The organism is Actinomadura sp. NPDC048032 (assembly GCF_040653175.1).
GTDB classification, from domain to species: domain Bacteria; phylum Actinomycetota; class Actinomycetes; order Streptosporangiales; family Streptosporangiaceae; genus Spirillospora; species Spirillospora verrucosospora.
On record NZ_JBEZJP010000144.1, the window covers coordinates 1 to 17123 of the forward strand.

Sequence of the window (17123 nt, forward strand, 5' to 3'; positions counted from 1 at the left end):
ACGGCGAGGTGACCGTCCGTCCCGGCGACGTCATCTCGATCCCGACCTGGGTGTTCCGAGGCTTCACCAGCGTCGGCACCGACGACGCGTTCCTGTTCACCGCCCTCGGACGCGACCGCTCCGGCGGCCTGATCTGGGCGCCGTCCGTCCTGGAGAAGGCCGCCGAGTACGGCCTGCACCTCACCTCGGACAGCCGGCTCATCGAGACCGAACCGGGCGAGTACCCGCAAGGGGTGGAGCTGAAGCGCCCCTTGACCGACGCCCAACTCGCCACGCTCCGCAGGATCGGCGCCGAGGAGATGCGCAGGCGCCTGGCCCGCCCGTCCGACCTGCGCTGGTCGACGGCCCCGTTCCTCGACTCCGCCCTGGGGACCGGCGGCGCCGAACTGGCCGCCGTCGTCGGCTACGGGATCACCGAGGACCGCGACCAGCATCCGCGCCTCGCCGACCCCCACGGCTTCAGCCTCGCCCGCCTGCGCGCGGCCACCGGACGCGGCATGTCGACCCACGCGGTGGACGAGTCCCAGGTGCTGATCGTCACCGGCGGCCGCTGGCGGATCACCCTGAACCGGGAGAACCCGGTCTCCACGGAGCTCGGCCCCTACGACACCCTCTCGATCCCGGTCGGAGCCTGGCGGCGCTTCGAGAGCATCGCCCCCGAAACGGGGGAGATGGTCGTCATCACCGGCGGCGAGGGCCGCACCCGCCTTCGCTGGGATCCCGCCGTCGCCTCCCTGGCCGAGCAGCAGGGCACCGTGATCGACCCGAACGGTTACACCGCCGCCGCCGACCTCCTGCACGCCTGAGCCGGCGGACCGGGCGCATATCCGGTGCTTCCCCGGGACTCGGGGACCGGTTGCCAACCCCGCATCAGCGGCCGGCGTCGGACGTTATGAGGATTCCGGGCGTAGGGCGGGGAGGGAGCGGGCGATGCTGCGCAAGGGGGAGAACGCCGCGCTGGACGGCGGCCGTGTCAGGGTCGCCGTGTCCGCCGCCGGAGCGCCGATCGACGTTTCGGCGGTGCTCCTGGGCGATGACCGGCGGGTCCGGTCGGACGACGACCTGGTCTTCTTCAACCATCCCGCCCAGGACGGGGTCCGGTTGGAGGGCGCCGAGATCGTCATCGACCCGGACGCGGTCCCCGATGACGTCTCGACCATCGCGCTCGTCGCCAGCGTGGACGGCCCGGGGACGTTCGACGGCGTCACCCTGCGCGCCGGTGTGCACGGAGGCCCCCGGTTCGAGGCCCCGGCGATGGCGGAGGGGGAGACGGTGGCGGTCGTCGTCGAGGTGTACCGGCGCGCGGGCGCGTGGAAGCTCAGGGCGGTCGGGCAGGGATGGGCGAGCGGCCTCGCCGGCCTCGCCACCGACCTCGGCGTGGACGTGACCGGCGAACCGCCGGTCGAGGCCGACCTGCCGGAGCGGATCTCGCTGCGCAAGGAGACCGTCCGCGTCTCGCTGGAGAAGAAGGGCATCGGCGGGCTGCGGGCCCGCGTCGCCGTCGCGCTGGACGCCTCCGGTTCCATGCGCAGGCTCTTCAAGGAGGGCGTGGTCGCCGAGATCGTCGAGCGGATGGCGGCGATCGCCCTGCAGGTGGACGACGACGGCGCCCTGGACGCGTGGATCTTCGCGACGGAGTTCGCCCGGCTCCCCCCGCTGCGGGTCGCCGAGATCGGCGCGTGGACGCGGGACAACGTGCGCCTGCACGAGGCCGTCGCCGCCGACGGGAGCCGGGTCAGCCTCGGCGGCCGCAACAACGAGCCCCAGGTGATCGAGGACATCCTCGCGTACTACGAGACCCGTCCGGGCGAACCGGTCCTGGTGCTGTTCTTCTCCGACGGCGGCGTGGCCAAGAGCGCCCAGATCGCTCGCCTCCTGCGCGAGGCGTCGGACCGGCCCGTGTTCTGGCAGTTCATCGGTCTCGGCCACGGCAGGTACGGAATTCTGGAAAAGCTGGACACCCTCGACGGCCGCCTCGTCGACAACGCCGGCTTCTTCGCGGTGGACGACATAGCCAACATCACCGACACAGAGCTCTACCAGCGCATCCTCTCCGAGTTCCCCACCTGGCTGAACGCAGCAAAAACCCACGGCATCCCCCTAGGCTCGAACTGAGGCCAGGCCCCCCGAATCCGGCGTCAGAGAATGCCATATCGAATTCCATCGGATTCCTTTCTCGCCGCCCAGTCGTGCCGATCTCCTTGTTCCGGAACGGCCCCATAAGGCTGTAGTGCTCCACCGTTCCAAGCAGAATCAACCATCACTCTCGGTAGTGGCTCGCAAGCGTCAGCGTAAGTCGTCTTGGCGGCGACGCACAGGTGGTGGGGTCGGGTTACCGAATCGGTCGTGACGTAGATCACAATACCTTGATCGTTCCGCTTCTTCCGAAGCGTGATCGGTCACGTTACGTTAAAGCGACTTTATCGAGACTTTATGTGCGCGGAGGTCTCCGTGAGCTTTTGGGGTCGTTTTCTGCCACAGAAGTCCAGCTCGCATCGCGTGAGGAGTCGGCCGTTCTCCGCGACCAGTGCGGCCACGGCGTTCGCCCTGGTACTGCCGTTTTCGCTGGTGGATATTCCCCGGGGCGCGTCCACGACCGCAGCCCATGCAGATGAGGCGCCCAAGGCGGCGCCCTCTCAGCCTGAAGCGGTGGCGGCCGCGCTGAAGTCGAAGCGGCCCGTCACCGTCACCTCGATGACCGGTCCGCAACGCGAGGTGCGTGCGCTGCCGGACGGCCGCCTGGAGGCCACGGTGAGCGCCCGGCCGGTCCGCACCTTGCGTGATGGCAAGTGGGTGCGGATCGACACCAAGCTGCGGCTGCGCGCCGATGGCATGCTCGCACCAGGTGCGACGACCGTCGGTCTGGCGTTCTCCGCCGGGGGTGACGGGCCGTTCGCGACGATGAGCCGGGCCGGGCGCACCATGTCCCTGACCTGGCCGCATGGCAGACTGCCGGCGCCGGTCGTCGATGGCGAATCGGCGACGTACCAGAACGTCCTCCCGGACGTGGATTTGGTGGTGCGGGCCAAGCCCAGTGGATTCAGCCACGTTCTGGTCGTCAAGACCCCGACCGCTGCACAGGACCCGAGGCTGGCCACGGTCCGCATGGGCTTGAAATCCGACCGGATGAAGGTGGAGGCCGACAAGGCCGGTGGTATGCGGGTGGTGGACGAGGCCGCCGGGGGGACGGTCTTCAGAGCCGCCGAGCCGATGATGTGGGACTCCTCCGGGAAGGCCGCCGGCGGCGTCCGGAAGACGACTCTCGCCGAGAGGGCCATGGCCGCCGAGACCCCGGCTGACGGTGTGAAGCGGGGCCGCATCAAGTCGTCAGTGGGAGGGGGAAACCTGACCCTGGTTCCCGATCCGGGGCTGCTGACCGGGGCGGGTACGACGTTTCCGCTGTACATCGACCCGGACTGGCAGGGACCGGGGGAGTCAGCCGCGGTCATGGTGTCGACCAAGTACACCGACTCCGCCTGGGAAGACGAGGGGATGGGGTATTGCTCGGACTCCGACCCCTACATGGGGGGACAGTGCGGCGGCACCATCACCAAGCGGCTGTTCTACAAGTTCGTCCTTCCCTCGGCCGTGATGCGGACCAACGTTCTGTGGGCGGAGTTCAAGCCGTACCAGACCGGCGCCTACAACTGCACTGCGGCCGCGGCACAGGTCTGGAAGACCAAGGGGGTCGGCGGCTCGACGAGTTGGGGGACGCAGGCAGCCTCCGGATTCTGGCAGCGCAAGCTGGTGGAGAAAAGCTTCAACTATGGCAACGAGGGCGTCGGCTGCGCGAACAACACGGTGGTGCTGTCCAGCGAGACCCTCAAGACCGAGGTCGACAACACGGCCAAAGGCAGCGGCACTCTCTGGCTCGGCCTGAAGGCGACCAACGAGGGAAGCACCACTGGCTGGAAGCGATTCAACAACGACGCCGTCCTCCGCGTCCTCTACAACCTCCCGCCCAAGACTCCGTCCGGCGTTCATCTGGAGGGAGAAGGCGGCACTTACCCGTGCGGGCTGAACGACGCGTCCATGCCCCGGCTGCGGGTCTGGCCCACCATGGCCGCCAAGATCACCGACCCGCAGGGCAGTGACCGCGTTCAGGGCGAGTTCATGATCGGCTGGGGTGACGCGAACGGGGCCGGCTTCTCCTGGAGGATCGGGGCGGAACCAGCCCCGGACTCGACGCCCGTCTACTCCGGGGGCGGCAACTCCGGACAAGTGTTCACCAAGGCAATGAGCGCCCTGGCGTCGTCTCGCGGCATCCCCAAGAACGTCCCGCTCGCCTGGACCGTCCGAGGGCACGATTTCAAGGACGGGCTGGAGAACGACGACTGGCACAACTGGCTCGGCGCGGGCCCTTGGGCCGACGCCCCGACCAGTGCCGGTGGCCTGGGGCACAAGTGCTGGTTCGTCTACGACGACGCTGCTCCACCGCCGCCGACCGTCACCTCCGCCAAGTACCCCGCCAACGCCATCGAGCATGATGGGGTGGGGCAGCCCGGCGACTTCACGGTCACCGCGGCGCCCGGCAGTGAACCGATCGTCAAGTTCGGCTACCAGTTCACGCCTCCCGGCCGCCCGGCCGAACCGATCACCTGGCTCGTGCTCGGGCAGACGCCCGGCTGCACCACGACGGCCTGCACGTTCACCAAGACACCGGATGTTCGCGGCGACTGGAAGCTGAACGTGCACGCCGTCGACCGGGCCGGCCGCTCCGGCACCGCTCCCGACTACGGCTTCCGTGTCCGCCGCGTCGCCAGCGAAGAGGCGCACTGGAAACTCGACGACCCCGCCGGGACGGTCAGGCTCCGAGAAGAGATCGCGGCAAACAACACCTTCACCGCCGTCAACGTCAAGACCGGCAAATGCCTGAACGTCGAAGGCGGCCAGACGACGCCCGGCGCGCACATCATGCAGTGGGACTGCGACGGCGTCGACTGGGAACGCTGGAAGCTCAACGAGGTCGGCGCCAACACCTACACCTTTGTCAGCAAGAAGAGCGACAAATGCCTCGACATCGATGGGACACCCGCGTCCACCGCCGACGGCGCCCACAGCATCCAGTCCGACTGCGCGGAGGTGCCGAGCCAGCGGATCCAGCGCGTCGAGCAGGCGGACGGCGTCTTCCAGCTGAAACCCGCACATAGCAATAAATGCCTGACCATCGATGGCGAATCGATGGACAACCGCGCGCATGTCCTTCAGCAGACCTGCACCGGCTCGCAGTGGGAGCAGTGGCGCCTCCTCTCGGTCAACGAGGCCCGCATGGTCGGAACCGACTACGCGCTGGGCACTCCGGCGAGGGTCGGGTCGTCGTCGCTGAAGCTGAACGCCGACGCCGACCCGGCGACCACGGGCTACGCCGAGACCAGGCTGCCCGTGCTGGACCCGACGAAGAACTATGCGATCTCGGCGTGGGCGAAGCTGGCGGCCAAGGGCGGTGTCTCCACCATCGCCTCCCAGGACGCCGACGTCGCAAGCTCGATGTACCTTCAGTACTCGCCCGTCGACGATCGGTGGGCATTCTCCGGGGTGCTCGGAGACAAGACCGATGCGGCCGGCGTCCGAGCCCTGTCGGCGCAGGCCCCGGTGGTCGGGCAGTGGACCCACCTGGTCGGCGTCTACGACGCAGCGGCCAAGACGATCAGCCTGTACGTGGACGGCAGGCTCGAACAGACGACGTCCTACGACGGGGGCCAGTGGGCCGGCGTGAATCGCGGCGCCTTCGCGGTCGGTCGCGCCAAGTACAACGGGATCAAAACCGACTTCTTCCGGGGCGAGATCGATGACGTTCGGGTGTTCGACCGGGCCGTCACCGCCCAGGATGTCGCCGGGTGGTACCGCTCCACTGTCCAGGCCCGCTGGAGACTCTCGACCGCTCCGGCCAACGGCGTGGTCCCGGACGACTCCGGCGCCGGCCACGATCTCACCCTGTACGGCGGTGCGGAGATCAAGACCGACGGGGAGACCTGCGACCAACTCGACGGCGGCTGTCTGGTGCTCCACGGTGCCAACACCTCCGGCGTCGGTCAATGGGCCAGGACGGCACTGCCCGTAGTCCGCACCGACGGAAGCTTCTCGATCGCCGGCTGGGTGCACGCTGTGAAACCGACCGTTCCGATGACGGTCTTCTCCTTGGCTGGAATCACCCAGAACGCCTTCACCGTGCGCTTCAATCCGAAGGCGGCCAAGAATCCGAACTGGGACCCCGACCGGGACGACCCCGCTGACGAATGGGTCGGCCGCTGGGAGATCGAGGCCTCCGTCTCCGACGCCCTCGGAACCACCCGGGTCACCGCCTACCAGTCGCAGTCCTGCAACATCTGCACCGACTCCGGCCCTGACCATCTCGCGCTGGTCTACGACGCGGAGACCGACACGATGACCCTCTACGTCAACGGCAACACCAGTGCCGAATCGGCGAAGACCGGCGTCATCGGGTTCAACGCACCGGGTCCCGTGCAGATCGGCCGCCGCTTCGCCGATGGCAAGACCGGCGACAACGACCCCACTCGCGAGTACTTCGCCGGGCTGATCCGCGATGTATGGCTGGTCAAGGGCCCCCTCACTCCAAATGAGGTGTTGCCGTTGGCCAACCTGCAGCATATCGACACTCCTTACGGTAACCCGCCTCTGCCCGAGTCCTACGACTGACGGCGGTGGGCGGGCCAGGAACACCCACTGTGGCCTGCCCGGTCGAATGGCCGACACCCATTTCCTGCTGACCACTTCGTCGGCCCTCGGGGATGAGGGCAGCGTCGCCTGGAGGGCGTTGTGAGCAAGCGCGGTACCCGGATGCTGCTGGGAGGCCACGGCCGGGCGCGGTCGAAGATCGCGCTGGGCATGGCCGCCGTGCTGGCGATCGGACTGGCGTCGCCGCTGCCCGCACGGGCCGAGCCGGTGCCGAGTCGCCAGTTCAAGGACGCCGAGCCGGTCAAGGGCCGGGCGCTGAAGGCGCGGCCGCGCAAGGCCGGGAACAAGCACCTGACCACCAAGGCAGCTCCGGCGCCGAGCTGGCCGAAGGCCGGCACGGCGACCAGCAAGGTCCCCGGCAAGGGACGCTGGGCCCGCGCCGGTGATCTCCCCGTCTGGGTAACCGCTCCGAACGATGCGACGCACCTCGGTTCGCGTCCGGGGTCACGAGGTCTACCGGCGGCCGAGCAGGTCCGGGTCCAGGTCGTCGACCGCAATGTGAGTCAACGCGCCGGCGTCCAGGGCGTCATGATCTCGGTTGCCCGCACTGACACGACGGCACCGGGACAGGTCGGGGTCGGGCTGAACTACGCGTCGTTCGCGTCGGCGTTCGGTGGCGCTTACGCCGACCGGCTTCGTCTGGTGCAGTATCCGGCGTGCGTCCTGACCACGCCGGAGCGGGCCGAATGCCGGAGGCCTACTCCGGTGGCGACGACCCACGACAGCAAGAACAAAACGCTGCTCGCGCAGGTACAGGCCGCGTCGGAACCGGCCGCCCGGCAGGCGTCACCGCAGCAGCCGACGGCCACGGCGGGGCCGACGGTCCTGGCCACCGCCGCGGGAACCGCCGGTGAACAGGGCGATTTCAAGGCCACCAAGCTGTCGCCGTCGTCGACCTGGAACGTGAACCTGAACAGCGGGGAGTTCAACTGGTCCTACCCCATGAGGGTGCCTCCAGTACCCGGTGGCTTGACTCCGGAAGTGGGGCTCAGTTACTCCTCAGGCAGCATCGATGGTCTGACCTCGAATACCAATGCCCAATCGTCCTGGGTGGGCAATGGCTTCGATCTGTGGCCGGGATTCATCGAGCGCCGCTACAAGGCATGCGAAGACGATGGAGCGCCGAAGGACGAGGCGGGCACCTCACCCGGTGACCAGTGCTGGGGCTATGACAACGCCACGATGCAGCTGAACGGGCGTGGCGGTGAACTCATCCCAGACGGTGACGGCAAATGGCGTTTGAAGAACGATGACGGCACTCGCATCGAGAAGCTGACGGGCGACGACGCCAAAACCGGCAACGGGGACGACAACAACGAGTACTGGAAGGTCACCACCACCGACGGCACTGTCTACTTCTTCGGCAAGCATCGTCTAGACGAATGGTCGACGAACAACCCGGTGACCAATTCGACCTGGACCATGCCGGTGTTCGGCAACGACGCGACCGATCCTTGTCATAAGGATACGTTCAAGGACTCCTGGTGCCAGCAGGCATGGCGGTGGAACCTGGACTATGTTGTCGACCCCGAGGGCAACGCGGTCACCTATTACTACGACAAGGAGACCAACTACTACGGCCGCAACCTCAAGCCCGAAGACGAGACCCCTTATGTTCGCAGCGGTGTACTGAACCGCATCGAGTACGGGTTGCGCTCGGACAATCTGTGGGCAAAGGCGCCTGCCCGAGTGATGTTCAACAGCAAGGAACGCTGCCTGGACACCGACGCCAACTGTGACCCGTCCAAGATCGAGACCAATCCGAACCTGTGGCCGGACACGCCCTACGATCTCAACTGCGAGTCCGGGACCGAGTGCAAGGACTTCAAGGGCACCGTCTCGCCGTCCTTCTGGACGCGCAAGCGCCTGGAGTCGGTGAAGACCCAGGTGATCAAGAGCGACGGGACCTGGCGGGACGTCGACTCCTGGACGCTGACGCACAAGTGGGGCACCGCCGACTACGCGCGGGCACTGCTGGCCACGTCCATCCAGCACACCGGCCACGCCGCCAGTACAGCGATCACTCTGCCGAAGGTGACCTTCGACTACGAGGAGCGCTACAACCGCGTCCGGGCCGGTGACACCGGCGGTCTCATGCGCTATCGACTGGACTACGTCGCCGACGAATCCGGTGGCGAGATCTCCGTCGCCTACAGCACGGCACAATGCACTACCGCCAATTTGCCGGACCCAGAAACCAACACCAAACGATGCTTCCCTGTCTACTGGGCACATGACGGCGACATCAAGCCGACACTGGACTGGTTCCACAAGTATGTCGTCACCCACGTGATCGCTCGTGACCGTACCGGTCGCAGCGCAGACATGGTGACCAAGTACGTGTACGACGACGCCGGGGGCGGCGCCTGGCATTTCGATGATGACGACGGCTTGACCAAGGAGAAATACAAGACCTGGAGCCAGTGGCGCGGCTACGGCAAGGTCAGCGTGTTGACCGGTTCCGACCTCGCCGACGGCATGGTCGCTCAGACCGACCATTATTTCCTGCGCGGTATGCACGGCGACCGGAATTCGGCAACCGACCCGGACCAGAAGCGTACGGTAACCGTCGACAACGGCGACGGCGGCACGGTGACCGACTCCGACTCCTTCGCCGGCCAGGAACTGCGCTCGGTACAGCTGGACAAACCCGGCGGCCAGACCTTGGAGTGGACGCAAAATCTGCCGGTCCGCTATCAGACCGCCTCCAAGACCAGGTCCTGGGGTACCGTCACCGCCAACATTGTGGGCGTCGAATACGCCCGGACGTTCACCCCGCTAGGGCCCGGCCAGTGGCGCAAGACCGAGGTCCGCACCGACTACGACCACGACACCGGGCGGGTCAACTGGACGTCCGACAACGGGGACCTAGCGGTGAGCAGCGACGACCGCTGCACTCGCTACACCTACGCCGACAACACCACCGCCTGGCTGCGCAGCAACATTGCGGAGAAGGAGGTCACTCAGGGCAGTTGTCTCTGGAGTGGATTGGACCGCCGGGTCCATGTGCTGTCGGACACCCGCACCTACTACGACGGCACCTCGTCGACGCCCAAGAGCACCTTCAAGTCCATCAGCAAGGGGCGGGTCACCTACACCGAGCGGCTGGTGTCTCACGCCGCCGCCGACGGCTCCAGCCCGACCTACCAGAAGCTGTCGGCCGTCACGGGCTTCGACGGGTACGGCAGGCCCACGACGACGTCGGACGTCCAAGGGCGCGTCAGTACCACCAGCTTCACCCAGACCCCCGCGGGCACGGCGCCGGGACTGACGACCAAGGTCACCGCCACGCTTCCGGCCGTAACAAAGGACGACGGCAGCAGCCTGAAGCTGTCCACCACCACGACGCTGGACCCGGCATGGGGCTTGCCGATCGTCGAACTTGACGAAGCGGGCGCCAAAACCGACGTCTACTACGACGCGCTCGGCCGCACCATCAAGGTGTGGGAGCCTGACCGCAACCGAACCGGCGGCGAGACCGCCAGCGCGGAGTTCACCTACCAGGTCGCCGAGAACGCGCCCGTCGTCGTCGGTACCCGCACCGTCACTAACACCGGCACCCTCAGCCGCCCGACCTATGAGATCTACGACGGGTTCCTGAGGGGCCGCCAGACTCAGGCGCCGGGACAGAACGGCGGCCGGGTCATCACCGACACGCTCTACGACGGCCGCGGTTTGGTCGCCTACACCTACAACGGCTACTACAACGACCAGGCTGGCCCCACCCCGAGCCTGTTCGGCCCTGAGATGCAGGGACTGGTCCACAGCCAGACCCGGTACAGCTATGACGGCGCTGGTCGCAAGACCCGCGAGGCGCTCTTGGGCGGCGCGGGCGACAACCCCGAGGTGTATGCCACCGCCTACAGCTATGGCAGCGACACGGTCGGGGACTGGGTCAAGCAGACCCCGCCTGACGGGGGAACGCCGACCACCGCCTACACCGACGCGCTCGGCCGCACCATCGAGCTGCGGCAGCACAACGCCGCCTCGCCGACCGGCACCGACTACGTCACCACCACCTACCAGTACGACCCCGCCGATCGGATCACCAAGATCCTTGGGCCGGGCGGCAAGACCTGGGAGTACCGCTACGACGTCCGCGGCCGCCAGACGACCGCCATCGACCCCGATCGCGGCACCACCACGACCGCCTACGACGACCTGGACCAGGTCGTCTCCACCACCGACTCCCGTGGCTCCGCGGGCAAGGTGTTCCACGAGTACGACGAACTCGGGCGCAGACTTCGCACCTACGCCGCCAACAGCGACGGCGACAAGGGCGCCCTGATCGCCCTGTGGGGTTATGACACCGTACGCCCAGGCCAGCTCACCTTCGCCTCACGCAAAGCCGCCGGCGCCGACGGCCAGACCTACGAGTACAAGATCCGCAATGACGATTACGACAACCTCAACCGGCCCAAGCGCACAACGATCACAGTTCCTACCGGAGCCGAGGGAACTGGACTGGACAACAGCTACCAGTTCAACACCACCTACAACCCGGACGGGACCGTACAGTCCACCAGCCAGCCCGCCGCCGGCGACCTGCCGGCCGAGGTTCTCACCTACACCTACGACGCCGAGAACCTGAAGCGGCCGCTCACCCTGACCGGGAATTCTCAATACGTCACCGGCACCAGCTACACCAACATCGGCCAACTCCGCGGCTACGTGCTGTCAGCCGGTGGCAAGGACGTCAACGTCGGCTACGACTACGACCTCGCCACCCGCCGCCTGACCCACTCCACCGTCAGCCGAGAGGGCATCGACGGCTACGCCCGCGACGCCACCTACACCTACGACGACGCTGGCAACGTCCGGCAGATCACCGATATCACCGGGCACGCCTCCACCGGCGGCGTCACCACCGACACCCAGTGCTTCCGCTACGACTTCCAGCGGCGCCTCACCGATGCCTGGACGCAGAACACCACCACCTGCGCCGCTACCCCCTCCACCGCCGAAGTCGCAGGTCCCGCTCCGTACCGAAAGAAGTACAGCTACAACCCGGACGGGAATCGCACCAAGGAGGAGAGTTGGGGAGCCGGAACCGCCGGCGGTATCTGGCAAGGAGACCATGACTACCGCTACGCAGGGGACACCGGCGTAGACCCCACTTACAAGGGACACCAACTCGCTGGCTACTCCGAGCGAATCGACGGGCCTGGCGGCATACAGCAAAAGAACCTCACCTATACCTACGACGCAGGCGGTAACACCACCCAACGCACCGACGGCACGAACACTCTCCAGTTCTCCTGGGACCACCAGAACGAAATCTCCAAGGTCACCGACACTGCCCAGGGCAACACCACCTTCGTCTACGACGCCGATGGCAACCGGCTCGTCCGCCGCGACAAGTCGGGCACCGTCCTGTATCTGCCAGGCATGGAACTCCGCCTCAGCGGCGGTAATGTCACCGCCACGCGCTACTACTCCCACGGCGGTCAGACGGTCGCCATGCGCAGCGCCGCCGGCACCACTCTCTTGGCGGCCGACCATCAGAACACCGCCCAGCTCGCCGTCCCCGCCGCCAACCCGGCAAACCTCAGCCAGCGCCGCTACACGCCCTTCGGAGACGACCGCGGCGGCTCCACCGGCATCTGGCCCACTGCCATGGACAAGGGTTTTGTTGGCGGCACCAACGACAACACTGGCCTCACTCATCTGGGCGCCCGCGAGTACGACCCGGCAACAGGCCGGTTCATCTCAGTCGACCCCCTCATGGATCCGGCCGACCCCCAGCAACTGAACGGCTACAGCTACGCCAACAACAACCCCGTCACTAGCGCCGACCCCAGCGGCCTGATGAGCGACCCCAATTCCTCGGAGGACTACTTCCCCCCTTCCGGCGGAAGCGGCAGAGGCGGCGGCGCAGGCTATGGCGGCGGAGGAAGTGGGGGAGGCTCCAACTCCAGCGGGGACTACGCACCGACAGGGCAAGCCCACAACAACTTCCGCGCACTTCCCGTCGTCCTCCGTCTGTACGGATGTGACCCGATTAACGCGTACAAGACGAGTATGTGTGGACCGGGCGGTCAGCAGCAGAGACTGGAAGGCCTTGCCGCGCCCGAACCCCGATACATTCCCGGACCGAGCCTGCGAGAATCCCTCAAATTCATGCTCGGGCTGGGCAAGGACGTGGCCAAGGATCTCAGTGGCTACAACGACGCGAAGAAGTGCGTCACAGGAAAAAGCGGAGGATCGTGTGGCTGGTTCGCCGTCGGTTTCGTCCCCTACGTGGGAAAGTTTGCCAAACCCCTCAAGCGAGGGGCCAAGATATTCCGGCGCGGCAAAAAGACCGGTGAGGCTGCAAAACCGATCGGTAAAGGCGTAGAAAAGTGCCACAGCAGCTTCAAGCCAGGAACTCGGGTTCTGCTTGCTGACGGTCGCTACCGGAATATCGAAGACGTCAGAGTCGGGGACAAGGTTCTGGCCACCGACCCGCAGACGGGGAAGACCGAGGCCGAGCCGGTCCTGGCGACGATCACGAGCAAGGGCACCAAGAACCTCGTCCAGATCACTGTCGAAGCCACCGACCTCCGCCCCGTCTGGCCGGCAGGCGAGGAACTCAAGAAACCCGCCAGCCCTCTCCGCCTCAAGACCGGCGTCGTCATCGCCACCGACGCCCACCCCTTCTGGGTCGCCGGAAGCCTCAACAAGTGGGTCAAGGCCGCCGACCTCGAACCGGGCATGTGGCTCCGCACCAGCGCCGGCACCTACGTCCAGGTAACCGCCACCAAACATTGGACCACTCCCAGGCAACGCGTCCACAACCTCACTGTCGCCGACCTGCACACTTACTATGTGCTGGCGGGGGCCACGCCGGTACTCGTTCATAACAGCGGGCCCGGGTGTGGAACGAATTGGATGTCGTCCGATAAACTTCCGCATCACTACATGCGGACGAGCGACCAGGGTGTTATGCACGCTGAGGACTTCGGCGTAAAGGGGCCTTACAATAAGGCGAATGGGCAAGCGTTCGTTCGAGCCATCGAGCAGTTCGTAAAGAACCCGGGAACGCGGCAAATTCAGGGTACATATAGGGGCCAGGCCGCCATCCACTACGTGGACGACACGGGACTTCATGCGTCATTCGCCGCGAACGGCCCGAACGTCGGGGAGTACCTTGGCGGGTGGCGATCCTCAGGGGATCAGCTAACCTACCTGCTGCGGGATGGGAAGCTGTAGCCATGGGCCGCTGTCGCGAGAGCTGCGATCCGAAGAGAGATATCCGTGAACATTGAATTGACGGACGACCAAGCGCTCGTTCTATCCGACTGGATGAACCGCGTTATGCATCGACAAGATTTTGCGGCGCTAGTCGACGATCGCGCTGTTTGGTCTGCTCTTTTCAAAATCAGCGGCTCGTTGGAGACGCAGTTGTCATCGATCTTCGATTCTTCATACTCTGAACAGTTGGGTGCTGCCCGTCAGCGGCTAATTGGTGAGCTTGGGGAATTTGGTGAGCGATGAATTGACGCACGTGCCGTCATAGACTGATAGCGGGCCATGACGGCAACGGTGACGGCAACGTCAGCGGACGGATGATGGGGGCGGTGGCTCTGCTGGGCCATCGCCCTTTTCCATGAGCGCGGCAGTGAGCCGATCGATGGCTTGGCGTTGGAGGCGGAGTCGGACGTGGGCGTAGACGCCGGCGGTGACGCCGATGTGGGCGTAGCCCAACAGTTCCTTGATCACGACGAGGTCAACGCCCTGTTCCAGCAGCAGGGTCGCGGTTGAGTGGCGAAGGTCGTGGAAACGGATGCGCCGGAGCCCGGCCCGGCTGAGGAGGCTGCGGAAGCGGCGTGTGAGGTTGGCCGGGTCGAGAGGCCGTCCAGTCGGCGTGGTGAAGACGAGGCCGCTGTCTCTCCAAGCTGAGCCTGCGATCTCACGCTCCTTGTCCTGCTGCTGCCTGTGCTCCTTGAGGGAGCGGATGCACTCGGTCGGGAGCGCGATCCGGCGCTCGGACGCCAAGGTCTTGGTGGGCAGATGCGTGAGGCCGCCGGTTCGGGTGCGCTGGAGCGAGCGGCGGATGCTGGCGGTCCCACTGTTGAGGTCGAGGTCTTCCCAGCAGAGGCCGAGGAGTTCGCCTTTGCGGAGTCCGGTACGCAGGGCGAGTGCGTACAGCGCGTGCAGTCGGTCGGCGCGGGCTGCGTCGAGGAACTGGCGGGCTTCGGCTGCGGTGAACGGTCGGAATCGCCGAGGACGATGTGCGGTGGCCTTGACGTTCCGGGCGACGTTGCGGGGCAGCTCGTCTTCGCGGACGGCGTGCTCCAGCGCCGACTTGAGCACCGAGTGCACGTACGTCACAGTCAAGGGGGACAGCCGCTTCTGGCAGCACTCGCCGACCGCGCAGCAGCTCTTCCGTGCGGTGTCCAGCGCTTGGGCGCAGCACTGGCAAGTGGCGCGCAGGCGGTCGAGGAAGGTGCGCACGTCTTTGGCGGTCAGCCGTGCGACCTTCGTGGTGCCGAGGCCAGGCACGGTGGAGGCGGACGCAGGCGGCGTATCGGACGTGGGTGTTCTCCCGAAGCCGGTGGACAGCGACGCCGTTCAGCCAGTAAGTCAGGTAGTCGCCGACGGTGCTGTCGGCGGTGGCGACGGGGAGGCCGCGGTTGCTGTTGGCGATCTTTTCGGTGAGCTTGTCGGCCGCCTCTTTGCGTGTGGTGCCGTAGACGCGGACGCGTTTGCGGGTGCCATCGGCAGCGAGGACGTAGCCGGCGGCTTCCCAGCGGCCGTCCTTGCGCTGGTGGATGGTGCCTTCGCCGTTGGCGCGGCTCTTGCGCTTGGGTGCGGTCATCAGGCGGCCTCTTCCAGGTGACGCTGGATGTAGTCGTCGAGTGCGATGGAGGGATACGGCGAGCGCGGCCGATGGTGATTGAAGGGAGTCGGCGGGAGCGGATCAGGTCGTAGACCGTGGAGCGGCCGAGCTTGAGCCGGGCCATGACGTCCGGGACGGTCAGCAGCTCTTCGTCACGCACGGGTGGGGTCTCTTTCCGTTCCGGGAGCGGGTTCGATGGATGCGGCCAGCCAGGCTTCGGCGTCGGAGAGGCCGGTGCCGGCGAAGACCCAGTGGGCGAGGACGTACGTCGTCTCGAACCCGTTGCCGGGTGTGGTGACTGCGGCTTGTGCTCGGCGCCAATCGGCGCGGGCGTCGCGGAGGGCGCCGAGGGGGGCGGAGTAGCGGCGGGACTTGGTGGAGAAGTGGCCGCGGAAGCCGAGCATGTGAGCCCAGGCGCGGAGGCGGAGGTGTTCGAGGTCCTTGCGGGCTCCGAGGGTCCAGGCGGTTCGGATGAGGCGGCGGGCGTGGTCGCTGATGTCGAGTTGGGCGAGTTCGGCGGCGAACTTCAGTGGGCGGTCCAGCGCTCCCGTGGCGGTCTCGGCCCCCTTGGTGGCGTACTTGGCGATGTACGCCGCTACGGCCCGCTCGGTCAGCTCCCGGCCGTCGTTGAAGTCGGCGGAGCGGATGGTGCGGACGCCGAGTTGGCGGCCGAAGGCGAAAGTGTGCGCTCGACCGTCGAGGGTGGAGCCGTCGACACGGGCCTTGGAGGCGGCGGCGGTGATCGCGTCTGTGAGCAGTTCGGCGGTGGCCCAGGCCGGGGGCGGGGTGTCGCCGCCGGTTAGCCCGTCGAGGCGGATTACGGCGTGGAAGTGGACGGCTCCGCGCTTCTGGTACTCGGCGACCTTGGCGAAGGACACGCGGGCGTGGTCGCGCAGACGCCGTTGTGAGAGGCCTGCGCGCTTGGCGACCTCCCGGCGCAGGTGGATGGAGAAGCGCCGCCAGAGGGGCCCGGCGTGGGCGTTCCAGAGGACGGCTGCGTCGTAGTCGTAGGTGTCCGGGTTGAGCGGGGTGCCGAGCGTCTCGTCCTCCTGTGCGTGGTGGGTGCCGCAGCGGCAGGGGCGGCCGGTGGAGGGGCGGTTATGGACGGGGCCGAAGCTGGGGGCGGTGAAGGTGGCGAAGACGCGGGCGCCTTCGACACCGAGGGACGGCCCGTGGAGGTCTGTGACACGGTCATGGCGGCGGACGCGTACGTCCTGGCGGACCAGCTCCCGGCCACGTGAGCGGGTGACCGGCGGTGGTGCGCGGGGGACACTTCCTCGAACTCCCTGGACCGTGTCCATCACCCACGTCAGCACGCGCATCACATGGACGGTACGACCAGTGCTCTTCCTGCCGCTCGCACACCGTCAGAGCAGCGAACTTCCTTTGTGCGCATACGACTTCAAGCCCGTCACGCCCTGAGCGGCTGTCAAGCATCACCCGGGACCGGACAACTCAAACGCCCGACTGCGTTACAACTTTCTCTACGGGTTCAAGGCGCCGCGCATGCGCGGCGCGGGGGCCCCCCCGGGCGGCCGCCCCCCCCCCCGGCCAGGGGCCCCCCCCGCGCCCCCCCCCCACCCGCCCCCCCGCGCCCCACCGGTGC

8 protein-coding genes and 1 pseudogene are annotated in these 17123 nt (G+C 66.9%); 6 read left to right on the forward strand and 3 right to left on the reverse strand.

Translation table 11 applies throughout. The annotated features are described in order from the left end of the window. The 5 genes from AB0C69_RS20180 to AB0C69_RS20200 form a co-directional block, all read left to right on the forward strand. Positions 1 to 806 (forward strand): hypothetical protein (locus AB0C69_RS20180; RefSeq protein ID WP_360355562.1); only part of this gene is annotated, 806 nt, incomplete at its 5' end. Positions 807 to 930: 124 nt separating this feature from the next. Next, positions 931 to 2115: a VWA domain-containing protein gene (locus AB0C69_RS20185; RefSeq protein ID WP_360355564.1), complete on the forward strand. Its 1185-nt coding sequence runs from the start codon at positions 931 to 933 to the stop codon at positions 2113 to 2115. Positions 2116 to 2451: 336 nt separating this feature from the next. After that, on the forward strand, positions 2452 to 6657 hold the full coding sequence (locus AB0C69_RS20190; RefSeq protein ID WP_360355567.1) for a LamG-like jellyroll fold domain-containing protein: 4206 nt from the start codon (positions 2452 to 2454) through the stop codon (positions 6655 to 6657). A gap of 120 nt (positions 6658 to 6777) precedes the next feature. Then, complete coding sequence (locus AB0C69_RS20195; protein ID WP_360355569.1) at positions 6778 to 13887, forward strand: polymorphic toxin-type HINT domain-containing protein; 7110 nt, start codon at positions 6778 to 6780, stop codon at positions 13885 to 13887. A 45-nt stretch (positions 13888 to 13932) separates the two neighbouring features. Then, positions 13933 to 14172, forward strand: a complete 240-nt coding sequence (locus AB0C69_RS20200; protein ID WP_360355572.1) for a hypothetical protein — start codon at positions 13933 to 13935, stop codon at positions 14170 to 14172. A gap of 60 nt (positions 14173 to 14232) precedes the next feature. Here AB0C69_RS20200 and AB0C69_RS20205 read toward each other — a convergent pair whose 3' ends face one another. After that, positions 14233 to 15132 (reverse strand): site-specific integrase, encoded by a 900-nt coding sequence (locus tag AB0C69_RS20205; protein ID WP_360355575.1) that lies wholly within the window; start codon positions 15130 to 15132, stop codon positions 14233 to 14235. A 4-nt stretch (positions 15133 to 15136) separates the two neighbouring features. On the opposite strand from AB0C69_RS20205, the gene AB0C69_RS20210 reads away from it, so the two are divergent. After that, positions 15137 to 15517: a hypothetical protein gene (locus tag AB0C69_RS20210; RefSeq protein WP_360355581.1), complete on the forward strand. Its 381-nt coding sequence runs from the start codon at positions 15137 to 15139 to the stop codon at positions 15515 to 15517. A 79-nt stretch (positions 15518 to 15596) separates the two neighbouring features. Here AB0C69_RS20210 and AB0C69_RS20215 read toward each other — a convergent pair. Both AB0C69_RS20215 and AB0C69_RS20220 read right to left on the reverse strand, forming a co-directional pair. Next, positions 15597 to 15641 (reverse strand): annotated as a pseudogene (locus AB0C69_RS20215) (hypothetical protein); the annotation flags it as partial. A 28-nt stretch (positions 15642 to 15669) separates the two neighbouring features. Next, a complete protein-coding gene (locus AB0C69_RS20220) occupies positions 15670 to 16839 on the reverse strand; it encodes a replication initiator (RefSeq protein WP_360355578.1) in 1170 nt (389 codons plus the stop codon). Positions 16840 to 17123 lie beyond the last annotated feature (284 nt).